This window comes from Microbacterium esteraromaticum (assembly GCF_900163815.1).
GTDB lineage: Bacteria > Actinomycetota > Actinomycetes > Actinomycetales > Microbacteriaceae > Microbacterium > Microbacterium esteraromaticum_B.
Genome location: NZ_FUKO01000012.1, coordinates 92,203 through 105,466 on the forward strand (window position 1 = coordinate 92,203; position 13,264 = coordinate 105,466).

The window sequence follows — 13,264 nt, forward strand, 5'->3', positions numbered from 1 at the left end:
CCACCCTATCGAGCAGGTCGTACATACGTTCGAGCGACACGCTCGGCATCCGCCCAGGCCCGCTGCGCGGGAGTCAGCGCACCGCCGGTCGCCGCGCCGGATGCGCCGCGCCGCCACGCGTGACACAGTGCGATCGCAAGCGCGTCCGCGGCATCCGCCGGCTGCGGCGGTGTGTCCAGCCGCAGTATCCGGGCGATCATCGCCTGCACCTGTCGCTTATCCGCGGAGCCGTAGCCGGTGACAGCGGCCTTCACCTCACTCGGGGTGTGCGTCGCGGCGGGGAGACCGGCCTCTGCCGCGATCAGCAGCGCGACGCCGGAGGCCTGAGCCGTTCCCATCACCGTCTGCACATTGTGCTGCGCGAAGACCCGCTCCACGGCGACAGCATCCGGCCGGTGCTCTTCGATGGCTGCGCGGATGCCGGCGGCGACCGCCGCCAGACGCTCCGCGAGATCCGCATCCGACGGTGTGCGCACCACTCCGACGTGCACCAGCGTCGCGCGCCGGGCCCTATCGACGTCGACGATGCCGACCCCGCATCGGGTCAAGCCCGGGTCGATGCCGAGGACGCGCAGAGAGGAACTCACTCCCCCAGGCTACGAGCGCCGCCGACTGACGGCGCGCAGGCGCGCGGCCGGGTGGCTCCGCGTTCCGGAGCACCACCCGGCACGCGGGTCACTCGTCGTCAGCGTCGTCGTTCTCGAGCTCGGCCTGCACGTCCGCGGTGAGGTCGAAGTTGCTGAACACGTTCTGCACATCCTCACTGTCTTCGAGCGCGTCGATCAGGCGGAAGACCTTGCGGGCCGTGTCGGCATCGATCTCGACCTTGAGGTTCGGCACGAATTCGACATCGGCGGACTCGTAGTCGATGCCGGCCTCCTGCAGCGCGCTGCGCACGGCGACGAGGTCGGTCGCCTCGGTGATGATCTCGAAGCCCTCGGGGTGCGGCTCGATCTCTTCGGCCCCTGCCTCGAGCGCGGCCATCATCACGTCGTCTTCGGTGGTGCCCTCAGAGCCCACGACGATCACGCCCTTGCGGGTGAAGTTGTACGCCACAGAGCCGGGGTCGGCGAGTGTGCCGCCGTTGCGGGTGAGAGCAGTGCGCACCTCGGCGGCAGCGCGGTTCTTGTTGTCGGTGAGGCACTCGATCATCAGCGCGACGCCGTTGGGCCCGTATCCCTCGTACATGATCGAGGAGTACTCGACCGCGTCTGCGCCGATCCCTGCACCGCGCTTCACCGCGCGGTCGATGTTGTCCTTGGGGACGGAGGTCTTCTTCGCCTTCTGCACGGCGTCGAACAGAGTCGGATTGCCGGCGAGATCGGCCCCGCCGAGTTTGGCCGCGACTTCGATGTTCTTGATGAGCTTGGCCCACGCCTTGGCACGACGCGAGTCGATGACCGCCTTCTTGTGCTTGGTCGTTGCCCACTTGGAATGCCCGGACATATATCTCCGCTCGTCTTATCCGCCCCGGGGCGGTGCCCAGGGCATCGTCCAGTCTAATGAATTGCGCGCTTCACGTTGCGGAGCCCGTATCCGCGGTCGCTCAGGCTCGTGCGGTCACCCGGTCGAGGAAGCGCTGATGAAACCGCCGCTCCCCCGAGATCTCCGGATGAAAGCTGAGTCCGATCAGGTTCTCCTGCTCGACGGCGACCACACGGCCATCGGCCAGGGACGCGAGAGTCGTGGCATCCGCGCCGAACGATTCGACGACCGGACCGCGGATGAACGCCGCATGCACCGGTTCCGGCCCCAGCGTCGGAATATCGAGCGTTGCTTCGAACGACTCCGGCTGGCGGCCGAAGGCGTTGCGCCGGACGACGACATCCAGACCACCGAAGGTCTGCTGCCCTTCGATCGCATCGACGATCGTGTCGGCGAGCATGATGAGTCCGGCGCAGGTGCCGAGCATCGGCATCCCCGCCGCGATGGCGTCGCGGATCGGATGCTGCAGATCGAACATGCGGGCCAGCTTGTCGATCACACTCGACTCTCCACCCGGGATCACCAGGCCATCGACGGCCGCGAACTCCTCCGGGCGGCGCACGCGGACGACCTCTGCCCCGAGACGCTCGAGCAGGGCGATATGCTCGCGCACATCGCCCTGCAGAGCGAGAACGCCGACTCGAGGCCTACCAGCCACGCTCGGCGAGACGGTGCGGTGCGGCCAAGTCGGTCACATTGATGCCGTGGTCCAAAATGGGGCGCGTGTTGCGCAATGACGCGAACTGCTTTGACATATGCCAAATGTTACTCGGCTCGATAGCGCGCCGGATCGACGCACGCACAAGATTCACCGGAAAGTTCCGAACGCGGCACGTTCCGCCACTCCCGAAGCCGGCTGCACTACGGGGGACGGTCTGGTGCGAGACCCAGCGGTGAGGACACAGATTCATCTTGCGGTCAGAGCTCGAAGTGGGCACGAGGCGACTCTGCATCGACACGCCCGCACCTCTCTTAGCTGTACAGGCCCGCAGTCGAGCGGGACGGTTCAACGTCAAGCGTCGCTCCACGACCCTGCCTGTTCTGCGCCAGTTCACCGCCAGCAGTGACTCCACCTATTCGCCTTCAATTAGTAACGCACGAAACTGCGTCGAACTGATCCACTCGATACCAAACTCATCAGCCTTCGTGCGCACTGCCTGATCGTCAGACACGATTGTCCACACTTGCTCAAACAGTGACTGGGGCGACCGCTGGGCATCCAAAGCGCACGCGACGAGTAGAGGATCAGCGTTGCCCCGGTTGTGGTACAGATCTACAAGTTTGATATCACCGACTGCGACCGTTGCCATTACTTCGGTCAGCGCTGTAAGCACTCCGACACTGGTTGGATACACTAGCGGACTGAGCTCGTCGATCCGCGGCAGCCCTCGAGCCTCGTAAAACACGTCAGCCGGGATGTTGCAGTAGGTTGCAACAAACCGTGATGATCGCTCGTCGGCGCTGAGCTTCGTCAGCACATTGTTGTCGAGTAGGTACCGTGGCTCCTCAATCACCCGAGTGCCGCCCGAAAGTCGGCTATCTGCGGCGGCTTGAGCTTATTCAGGCAGACAACACGGCAGAAGTCTGCAGTAGAGAGCTTGCCCATATCTACAGCGGCCAACATGCGTCGTGAGTACTCGGTTCCGTTGTACTTTCTGACAGCGTTGATTGGTTTTGCCGGACGGGGTTGCGACTCCTTCCGCTGAGCGAACTCTTCGCGCAGCGCATTCAGATGGGTAAGGGCCGCGTCGCGCTCCAGAAGCCCAAGCCTCATGGCTCGCACGACGACCGCACTCGGGGTGACTTTGTAACGATCAGCCGTCGCCTGAATCATGCCAAGAGACTCCGCGTGTTCCCGGGTGAGGTCTGCCGCCGGCATGAGGATCTCGGCGACAAGGTCATAGTCGTACCCGGGGCTTGGCCCAGTGCTGGTGCCGTCGTAGTTGACGGGTGCGAATATCCCGCGAGCGACCAAGGTGAGCATGAGGGTGAGAGTGAAGACACGACGCCCGGCTGGTTCACCGTGCTCGTCCTCGTCACCTCCCGCCAGGAAGACGAACGGAATCTTGGCGTCCTTGATCGTCATGCCGCTGAACTTAACTCCGACCAGACGTTGCGGCATGTACAGATTCTGGCTCTGCGAAACAAAGATCTGCTTGGCTTCCGCTTTGGCGATGATGAGGCTGAGCGCTGCATCTTTTGTCCGCGCCCGATGGATCTCCTCGGGATCAAGGTCAACCAGCCCCCGAAATCGCTCGGCGTCTTGCACCAGACTCCCCGAACGTCGGCGCATGGCACCTACTACCTGGTTCATTGATGTCGAAGGATTCAAGCTCTTCAGCAACTGTTGCTTACGAAGAAGATCCTTGACAATCAGTTCGACGTCCCGCAGCTCAACCTTGTGTCGCGAGCTCAGTGAGAATGAATCCTTCGTGAGGCCTTGGAGGAGCTTCTCCGTCTTGAGCGCTACTTGGCGCTCAACGACGGCAAATGGCGCGAACAACAGGCTGAACGGGATATCCGCAACTCGCGCCAGCTTGACGAGCGCATCCAGACCGATTCGCCTGTCGGTGAGAGCGTGTTCGTACGGAGCACGAGCGTGCGCGACGGAGTTGTCGAAGAGTGCGATGAACACAGCGCGGTCGATGCGCATGAACTCGCCATTGACGTGGACCTCGATCATCTACCCACCTCCATTAGCGTTCTCTGACGCTAGCGCGAGCACACATCTCGACATATCGGGACACACCGAGTCACTGGTCACCATTTGCGCGAACGCTCTTAGCGCAGGCAAGGTCGCCCACACCCCACGCTTCGACTCGCCGGGGCACCAGAGCTTCCGGCAAATGCGCCGTCCTCGCTCCGATCACGAGAGCGGCAGCAGCCTCTATGCGTGCCGAGCGTCGCCCTACGACCCTTTACCCTCGAGGTTGGCAGGTGCAGCCGAAGCCGATGTCTCCCAATCTGTCGGCGCTGATCTTCCCGCACCGCCGGCATTGTGTGCGGTGGGGATCACCGCCGTATGAGGGCGCGGTGAGAGGACCGAGGTAGTCGAATCCGTGAGCTTCCGCGTGGGCTTGGGCTTCCTCGAATGAGACAGGAGTGAGGTTCGCCCACTCCCCCTGCAGACGGCGTCCCTCGGCCGCCCAGTTGCGCCAATAACAGGCCCGACACGTGGGCTCTGAGTACTGGTTCTTATCCAGCGTGTAAGCGAACCGGTAGTGAGCCTCGACGCCGCAAGCGACGCACTCAGTGAGCTGCCAATCATCGGGATGGGTGAAAGACTCCAACGCTCGCAGGCCTCCAGCAAGTTGAATCTCTGCGATGTGCGTCGAACACCAGGTGGGCTTGGTGCGTGTCTTGAACGCTGCTACGGCATCGCACCCTTCCATTGAGCAGACCTGATCGGTAGGAACCGGCTTTCGTCGAAGCGCGCGAGGAGGCTTGACAGGCTTCGTCTCGGAACGCCCTGCTGTCGTGTTTCCACGAATCGGCGCAGCGGTGACAGCGACGGAAGTTGCAGCACTTCTCTCGTCGAGGAGAACCTCGACTCCATCCAGCGTGTTGCCGTCAAGGCATCGGAGGAAGTCATCCTCCGTCATCACTTCGATCTCTTGGCCCTTGTCTTGCAACTCGAATGCTCGGCGCGTCTTACCCGTGAGGTTCGATCCGGGCCTCAGGACGGCGGGATTGATATCGCCGACGACGAGGACGTTGGTGCGCTTCGTGGTGTTTTCCTCTGGTGTGGCTCCAAGCTTTGCGCAGGCTTGTCGCGCCATGTCGCGTGTCATCGACATCAACGCGCCGGTGAACACGACAACACGCCCGTAGAGGTAGCCATCAGGGTCAGCATCCGGATTCACCTCGATCGGGGTGAACGCACGTCCGCTTCCTCTTCCGGTCGCGACGCTGCCCTTGTAGACGCCGCTGCCCATGGTGCCGATTGCGACGCCCACCGACTCAGCAAGACCCCCAATGTCGGCGGCGCTCTGTGTTTGGGTGAGCCTGCGTACGATCTCAACTACCGCCCGAGCATCAGCCAACGCATCGTGGTGAGCTTCTAACTCGTACCCGAGAGACTCCGCCACGAACGGCAGACGGTAGCTCGGCAGTGAGAGGGCACGTCGTGCGAGCACGAGAGTGCACAGGAACTTTAGTTCGGGCCACTCGACGTTGTCGACAGCGCAGGCATACCGGATCACGCCCGTGTCGAAGGCCGCGTTGTGCGCGACCACCACATCGTCCCCGATGAAGCTCACGATGTGCGGAAGAATCTCGCTCCACCGAGGTGCATCAGCGACCGTCTCCGCGGTAATCCCGTGGATCGCCGTGTTCCATCCGTCAAACCAGTCAGCACCGATCGGAGGCCGGATCAGCCAGTGACGCTCATCGACGACCTGACCGTTACGAACGCGAACCAGCCCAACCGAACACGGAGAGCCACGGTAAGAATTGGCAGTCTCAAAATCGATCGCGGTGAAGTCAAGCATCGGTCACATTCCAAGTCGCTCGATCAGACGATTCTTGGTTGCGAATCCCGTCTGCGCTGATGGTTCTACGAATGACCATAGCGCCCGGTGCATTCTCGTGGACGGAACGCGACGGTTCCTTCGCCCTTACGTTCTGTTCAGGCGAACTCGCACGACCGATATGAAGCCCCGACATTGAAACGTCGCCCCTCTTTTCGGCGTTGGAGATAGTCGGCGATGGTATCGACGTCATCGGCGAGCATCCCAAGCTGGCGGCACTTCGCACGAACCTGCTCAACGGAGACAGCCTGCCAGCGATCGGGCTGGTTCATCATGTCGGTCTTGAGTTTGTCTTCTTCATTCCACTTCAAGCCTGACGAATAACCCTCGTCGCGATGTCGGTGGTGTCAAGCTGGCTCTCAACAACACATGACAACGCAGGGAGGTCCCATGGCCAGCCGCCGACGCCCATCGCCAACCTGGACACCGTCATCATCGACGGCTTGATCAGTCCGCCACGCGGCTGACCCACTCCCGGGTTGTACTGCTTGATGCGCTGAGTCACGCTGACCATGCTCGGTGCTCCGTTTCTTGGCCGAACAACAGCTCGCTGCCGGGTCGGAGTCGAGGGCTTTTACGCCATCTGATGTAGCGCTGACCATAGCTTGTCGTCGGCGGTGCGCGTGGCATGTTCAGCCGTGCGCCGCCGGGGAGTGATCCAGCTCACATGGATCGCCTGGAGGCGGCATGCTCCTGCGGGATCCGGGCCTGCCCCACAGAGGTCAGCTGGTGTTGCCGGCCGTCCGGCAAGTAACGTTGCTGATACAAGCGGTGACTCTGGATCCGCGGTGGGAACAGGAGTGAGCATGACGCAGACGACGGTCTCGGCAGGGACGACAGCACGGATCGTGTGGGACACGGCGGACAAGTTCCTGCGTAACGTGGTCGAGCCTCAGGAGTACGGCGACTACATCCTGCCGTTCACCGTGCTGCGCCGCCTCGAGTGCCTGCTCGCCGACACGAAGCCGGAGGTCATCGAGTTCGTGCGTGATCTCGGGGAGCTGCCGCCGCACCTGATCGACGTCGCGGTCAAGGATCGCTTCAAGCTCAGCTTCTACAACGTCTCCGATCTCGACCTGGCCACGATCGCCTCGGTCGACGACAACGTCGAGAAGTCGCTGATGAGCTACATCGCCGGCTTCTCGAACAACATCGCCGACATCTGGACCGCGTTCGAGATCCCGAAGCTCGTCGCGAAGCTCGCCTCCGCGAACCGCCTGCACGCGGTCGTCAAGCACTTCTCGACCCTGCCGCTCGGGGCGAAGCAGGTCTCCGACACCGCGATGGGCGACATCTTCGAGGACGTCATGTACCGCGCCTTCGACAAGAAGGGCAAGGGCGCGGGTGCCTTCTACACTCCGCGCGACGCGATCAAGCTCATGGTCGACGTGCTCTTCGCTGCGGACGAGGACTCGCTGGTCGGTGAGAGCACCCTGCGCTCGATCTACGACCCGACCGCGGGCTCGGCCGGCATGCTGCTCGTCGCCCAGGCTGCGCTGCGGGACCTGAACCCCGACATCAAGGTCACCCTGTTCGGGCAGGAGCTCATGCCCTCGGCCTACGCGCTCGGCAAGGCCGACCTCCTGATCCAGGGCGGCCGCCCCGACGCGATCCGCATGGGCGACACCCTGATCAAGGACGAGTACGAGGGGCAGACCTTCGACTACGTCCTCTCCAACCCTCCCTTCGGCGGAGACTGGGGTGTCCAGGAAGCCGAGGTCCGCAAGCAGGCGAAGGTCGACGGCTCGCGCTTCAGCCACGGACTGCCGAGCAAGTCCGACGGGCAGATGCTCTTCCTCGCGCACTGCGCCTCGAAGCTCACCCCCGCCGGCAAGCAGGGCCACGGCGGCCGCGCCGCGGTGGTCTCGAACGCCTCTCCCCTGTTCACGAGCGACAAGGGCCCGAACGCGATCCGGCAGTGGCTGTTCGACGAGGACCTCATCGACGCGGTGATCGCGCTGCCGACGCAGATGTTCTACGGCACCGGCATCGCCACCTACGTCTGGATCCTCGACACGAACAAGGACGCCGAGCGCAAGGGCAAGATCCAGCTCATCGACGGCTCCGGCCAGTGGGAGCCGATGCGCAAGGCCATGGGCGACAAGCGTCGGTACATCTCCGAGACGAAGCGCGAGACCATCCTGCGCGCCTACCAGGCGTTCGATCACGCTGATCCCGCGATCTCGCGGGTGATGACGCCCGAGGACTTCCAGTTCCTCGACGTGCCGGTCTACAAGCAGGCACGCCTCGCGACCGCGGTGACCGACGAGGCGATCGATGAGCTGCTCCAGCGCCGGGACTTCACCGATGCGCACGCTGAGGTGCTGCGCTCCTTCGACGGCCTGCCGTGGAACAGCCTTGCGAGCCACTATCCGCAGGTCGCGAAGGAAGCCGGCCTCAAGACCCCCCTCGCGCAGATCGACGCCGTCGTGAAAGCGGTCGGTCTGCCCGACGAGAGCGCTCCGCCAGCGGTGGACCGCAAGGGAGCCGCCGTGATCGCCGAGGGCTGGAAGATCACCGAGCGCGTCGCGCTCAGCGAGGACCTCGATGAGCACATGCAGCACGAGGTGCTGCCGTTCGCCCCCGATGCGCAGTGGGACGAGCGCGGCGCGAAGGCCGGCAACGAGATCCCGTTCACCCGGCTGTTCTACGTGCCCGAGGAGCCGCGCGATCTCGCGGAGATCGACGCCGACGTCAAGCGCGTCATGGGCGAGCTTGCGGTGATGTTCGAGGCGGTGAGCGGGGAGTGACGAGCTACGTACCTTTCTGGTCGCTTGCGACGCTCATCACTGAGTCTGCCGAGCCTGGCTCCTTCCAGGTGTCCCTCGAAGATATGATCTCCGGCTCCGGCCGTCTCGTTTCCGGTGAGCTTTCGCAGTACTCCTCAAAGGGAACCCCGTTCCAGCCCGGCGACGTTCTCTTCGGCAAGTTGCGCCCTTATCTGGCCAAGTATTGGCGTGCCGATCGACCGGGTACTGCAGGTGGCGACATCCACGTCTATCGCCCCGCTGATGATGTCGACTCGCGCTTCCTCAACTACATCGTGGGCAGCCGCGACTTCGTCAAGTACGCCGATGCTGCTTCCAAGGGCGTCAAGATGCCCCGCGCCGAGTGGATGGGCCTCCGAGAGCTGACCGTGTCGCACCCCGACCTCCCCACCCAGCAGCGCATCGCCGACTACCTCGACCGCGAGACTGGCGAGATCGACGCGATGCTCGCTGCGATGGACGAACTGACGACGTCGCTCGAGGCGCGGCGGACGGCTGTCATCGACCGAGCATTCCTCCCGTACATCGGTGTCTCATCAGCGCGTCTCGGGCTTGTCGCCGAAGCGATCACGGGTCTGACCTATGCCCCGGCTGATGTTGTCGACGATGGCGGGACGATCGTGCATAGATCTGGGAGCGTTCAGAACTCCATGATTGACAGAAGTGATCTCCTCCAGGTCAGCACAAAGATCCCTGACAGGCTCCGCCTTCGCAAGAATGACCTTCTCGTCTGCAGCAGGAATGGGAGTGCACATCTGGTTGGAAAGAGCGCACTCATCGGCGAAGAAGAAGTCGATGAAACTTGGGGTGCATTCATGACTGTGCTTCGCTCGCCGAACAACGAGTACCTGCGTTGGTATCTGCAGTCGACACTCTTCGCTCACGAACGCAGTCAGTACTCAACCTCAACGATCAATCAGCTGACGATCGGAATGATCAATCGGCTCGAGATTCCGTTCCCGGACGCTACTGAACAGACCCGCATCGCCGACCATCTCGACGAGGTCACCGGCCAGATCGACGCGATGCTCGACAAGGTCGCAACCTTGAAGTCCCTCCTCACCGAGCGCCGGGCCGCACTCATCACCGATGTGGTCACCGGCCGAAAGGATGTCGCATGAGCGACGCACAGCTCCTGGAGCACGAGTTCGAGACCAACCTCTGCGAGGAGCTCGCCGAACGCGGCTGGCTCTACGAGGATGCCGGCCGTACAGCGGCGGCTGGATGGGATGTGGGGCTCGCCCTCGTCCCGCGCGATGTGCTCTCGTGGCTGCAGACCCAGTACCCGGACGAGTATGAGAAGGCGGTGCCCTCCGATCTCGTGAACGGCCAGCGCGACGCCGCCGAACGGGGGCTCCTCGAGCACCTCACGAAGGAGCTCGCGAAGCAGACGAAGATGGACCCGACGACGGGGCATCCCGTCGGCGGGCTGCTGGGCGTGCTCCGCAAGGGCTTCTCCTACGCGCAGATCGGTCGTCCTGCAGCGAAGTTCGGGCCGATGGTGATCTTCCCGCCGGCGAACCCGAACCTCATCGAGGTTGTCGAGCAGTCCGATGCGGTCGTGCTGCGGATCCTGCGTCAGGTGCGCTTCGACACGGCGACGACGGAGAGCATCGACGTGGTGCTCACGGCCAACGGCCTGCCGATCGTGACGATGGAGCTGAAGACCGACAACACGCAGACCGTCCAGCACGCGATCCGCCAGTACAAGGAGGATCGCAAGCCTGGCCGGACCCGCGCGCTGCTCGCGCCGGGGCGTGCGCTCGTGCACTTCGCCGTGTCGACCGACCTGGTGTTCATGACCACGAAGCTGCAGGGCGGCGACACCGTGTTCCTGCCCTTCAACCAGGGCAACAACGGCCATGAGGGCAACCCGGTCTCGGACACGGGCTCGCCCGCGAACTACCTCTGGCGCGACATCCTCGCGCGGTCGACGTTCCTTCGCATCCTGAAGGACTTTGCGCTGTTCGAGCCGAGCAAGACGGGCAAGAAGGACGGCCGTCTGGTCTTCCCGCGCTTCCATCAGCTGCGTGCCGTCGAGCGCGTGGTCGGCGACATCGAGCAGCGTGGCCCCGGCGGCAAGTACCTGATCTGGCACTCCGCCGGCTCGGGCAAGACCAAGACGATCGCGTGGCTCAGCCACCGGCTGATCCGGCACATGAGCGCCGACTCGAAGTCGACGTTCGACTCGGTCATCGTCGTCACCGACCGCACCGTGCTGGATGAGAACGTCCGCGACGACATGAATCTCGTGCAGTCCAGCAAGGGCCTCGTCGTCTCGGTCGGTGAGAAGTCCGGGGCGAAGTCCCCGCAACTGAAGAAGGCGCTCCTCGAGGGCGACCACATCATCACCTGCACGCTGCAGACCTTCCCGGAGGTCATGAAACTGATCGAGAACATGGACGACCTGCGCGGGCGTCGCTGGGCGGTCGTCGCCGACGAGGCGCACTCCTCCCAGTCCGGTGCGAGCGCCAGGCAGCTGAAGGAGCTGCTCGCCGATGTGGTCGGTCTGGATTTCGACGAGGACGACATCGATGCCGAACTGAGCGCGGAGGATCTGCTGCGTGCGAAGAACAGCGCCGTCGCGAACGCGGAGAACATCACGTTCATCGCGCTGACAGCGACGCCGAAGGCGAAGACCCTGCGCCTGTTCGGCACGCAGAACCTCGAGACCGATCGTTGGGAGGCGTTCGACACCTACACGATGGCGCAGGCGATCGAGGAGGGCTTCATCCTCGATGTGCTGCGGAATTACTCGACCTACGACATGTTCCTGCGGGTGAAGAACGCGATCGAGGGCGAGGAGGACACCGAGATCCAGGTGAACACGGGTGAAGCGGTGACGAATATCGTCCGCTATGCCCGACTGCACCCGACCGCGGTCGCGCAGAAGGTCCGCGTGGTCGTCGAGCATTTCCGCCGCAATGTCGCTCATCTGCTCGGCGGGGAGGCGCGGGCGATGGTCGTCACGGGCACTCGCATGGAGGCGTACACCTGGTCGAAGAAGATGAACGCGTACATCGCGGAGCAGGGCTACACCGACATGGACACCCTCGTGGCGTTCTCGGGGTCTCTGGCCGACGGATCCGGAGATCGGGTGACCGAGGTCTCGATGAACGGTGTCAGCGATGTCGCCGCGGCGTTCCGCGAGGAGGGCATCTACAAGGTGCTCATCGTCGCGAACAAGTTCCAGACCGGGTTCGACGAGCCGCGGCTCATGGCGATGTACGTCGACAAGAAGCTGTCCGGCATCACCACGGTCCAGACGCTGTCGCGCCTGAACCGCATGTACCCCGGCAAGACCTCACCGATGGTCGTGGACTTCATGAACTCGCCGGAGCATATCGAGAAGGACTTCCAGCTCTACTACGAGGACGCCCACGTCGAGGGCGAGGTCGATCCGAACGCGCTGTACACGCTCGCCGAGCGCCTCGACACCGCGGGCTACTACACCGAGAGCGGGCTCGAGGCCGTCGCCAGGGCGTACCTCGAAGGCCTCGGCGGTGAGCAGATCTCGAAGGCGGTCTCGCCGATCGCGGCTCGCTGGCAGGGCGCGTGGAAGCAGGCGAAGCTCGCGGGCGACAAGGCGGCTCGCGCCGAGATCGAGGCGTTCCGTGCCGATGTGATCAGCTACCGCAACGCCTGGCAGTTCCTCAGCCAGATCGTCGACTACGACGACCCCGCGCTCGCAGAGCGGGCTGTGCTCACCACGCTGCTGGCACGCCGGCTCCACACCGATGGCATCGAGATCGACATGAGCTACCTCGACGGCGTGCAGCTGACCGGTGTGAAGCTCGTCCCCTCCGCGATCGGTGAGGACCATTCCTTGCGCGAAGGCAGCGGCGAGGCGATCCCGTTGCCGGCGTTCGACGGAGAGCGGGGTGGCGGTGTCGGATCTGCGCCGAAGCGGGGACCGCTGGATGAGGCGATCGACGCGGTGAACGAGCTGTTCTCCGCGAAGGGCGTCGATGTGAGTTCCGACAGCGTCGCCGGTTTCATCACCGCGTTCTGGGGCTTCCTCGACGCTGATGATGACGCCGTCGCGATGGCGCGCAACAACAGTGCGGCGCAGATGAAGGCGTCGGAGAGCTTCAACAACGCCGTGGGGCTCGCGATGCTGAAGGCGGTGCGCGAGTCGCAGGAGATCCAGTCGTACATGACCGATCCGTCGTTCATGGACGACATCGCAGAGATCGCCGCGAACGCCCTGCACGCGCAGCACCAGGAGGATGCCGATGGTCGTGTCGAGGCCGGCGCATGACCGGCCGGGATCGCCTGACCTTCGGCGACGACATCCGCGAGGCGCGGAATCAGCGCGGCTGGACGCAGGAGGAGCTCGCGGAGAGGGCCGGCGTGTCGCGTCCGACCATCGCACGCGTCGAGCGAGGAGATGATGTCTCCACAGCGAACCTCGCCAAGGTCGCTGCTGCGCTCGGGCTGGAGATCCGGCTGGCCGGTCGAGACGAGGGCTGAGCATCCTAC

General features: G+C 63.8%; 12 protein-coding genes. 4 read left to right on the forward strand and 8 right to left on the reverse strand.

All coding sequences use genetic code 11. The features are described from left to right. Positions 1-5 precede the first annotated feature (5 nt). The 8 genes from ruvC to FM104_RS03800 all read right to left on the reverse strand — a co-directional run bounded on the left by ruvC (position 6) and on the right by FM104_RS03800 (position 6,528). A complete protein-coding gene (ruvC, locus tag FM104_RS03765) occupies positions 6-587 on the reverse strand; it encodes a crossover junction endodeoxyribonuclease RuvC (protein WP_087130128.1) in 582 nt (193 codons plus the stop codon). 88 nt (positions 588-675) lie between these two features. Continuing rightward, positions 676-1,446 (reverse strand): YebC/PmpR family DNA-binding transcriptional regulator, encoded by a 771-nt coding sequence (locus FM104_RS03770; protein ID WP_087130129.1) that lies wholly within the window; start codon positions 1,444-1,446, stop codon positions 676-678. Between the two features lie 100 nt (positions 1,447-1,546). After that, positions 1,547-2,143: a pyridoxal 5'-phosphate synthase glutaminase subunit PdxT gene (gene pdxT, locus FM104_RS03775; RefSeq protein ID WP_087130130.1), complete on the reverse strand. Its 597-nt coding sequence runs from the start codon at positions 2,141-2,143 to the stop codon at positions 1,547-1,549. Positions 2,144-2,558: 415 nt separating this feature from the next. Further along, entirely contained in the window at positions 2,559-2,963 is a 405-nt protein-coding gene (locus tag FM104_RS03780; protein ID WP_143738242.1) for a hypothetical protein, read from the reverse strand. Positions 2,964-2,995: 32 nt separating this feature from the next. Continuing rightward, entirely contained in the window at positions 2,996-4,168 is a 1,173-nt protein-coding gene (locus FM104_RS03785) for a hypothetical protein (protein WP_087130132.1), read from the reverse strand. A gap of 235 nt (positions 4,169-4,403) precedes the next feature. Continuing rightward, positions 4,404-5,975, reverse strand: a complete 1,572-nt coding sequence (locus tag FM104_RS03790) for an exonuclease domain-containing protein (RefSeq protein WP_087130133.1) — start codon at positions 5,973-5,975, stop codon at positions 4,404-4,406. 137 nt (positions 5,976-6,112) lie between these two features. Then, positions 6,113-6,325, reverse strand: a complete 213-nt coding sequence (locus FM104_RS03795) for a hypothetical protein (protein WP_218778552.1) — start codon at positions 6,323-6,325, stop codon at positions 6,113-6,115. Beyond that, the gene (locus FM104_RS03800; protein ID WP_087130134.1) at positions 6,322-6,528 is read right to left on the reverse strand and encodes a hypothetical protein; all 207 of its coding nucleotides are present in this window, start codon (positions 6,526-6,528) and stop codon (positions 6,322-6,324) included. Before FM104_RS03800 ends, FM104_RS03795 begins: the two co-directional genes overlap by 4 nt. A gap of 292 nt (positions 6,529-6,820) precedes the next feature. Here FM104_RS03800 and FM104_RS03805 point away from each other — a divergent pair, with 292 nt between their 5' ends. The 4 genes from FM104_RS03805 to FM104_RS03820 all read left to right on the forward strand — a co-directional run bounded on the left by FM104_RS03805 (position 6,821) and on the right by FM104_RS03820 (position 13,255). Next, entirely contained in the window at positions 6,821-8,764 is a 1,944-nt protein-coding gene (locus FM104_RS03805) for a type I restriction-modification system subunit M (protein WP_087130135.1), read from the forward strand. Between the two features lie 68 nt (positions 8,765-8,832). After that, positions 8,833-9,903, forward strand: a complete 1,071-nt coding sequence (locus FM104_RS03810) for a restriction endonuclease subunit S (protein WP_179206658.1) — start codon at positions 8,833-8,835, stop codon at positions 9,901-9,903. After that, on the forward strand, positions 9,900-13,043 hold the full coding sequence (locus tag FM104_RS03815; protein WP_087130137.1) for a type I restriction endonuclease subunit R: 3,144 nt from the start codon (positions 9,900-9,902) through the stop codon (positions 13,041-13,043). The genes FM104_RS03810 and FM104_RS03815 overlap by 4 nt, the downstream gene beginning before the upstream one ends. Next, positions 13,040-13,255 (forward strand): helix-turn-helix domain-containing protein, encoded by a 216-nt coding sequence (locus FM104_RS03820; protein ID WP_087130138.1) that lies wholly within the window; start codon positions 13,040-13,042, stop codon positions 13,253-13,255. Before FM104_RS03815 ends, FM104_RS03820 begins: the two co-directional genes overlap by 4 nt. Positions 13,256-13,264: the final 9 nt, after the last annotated feature.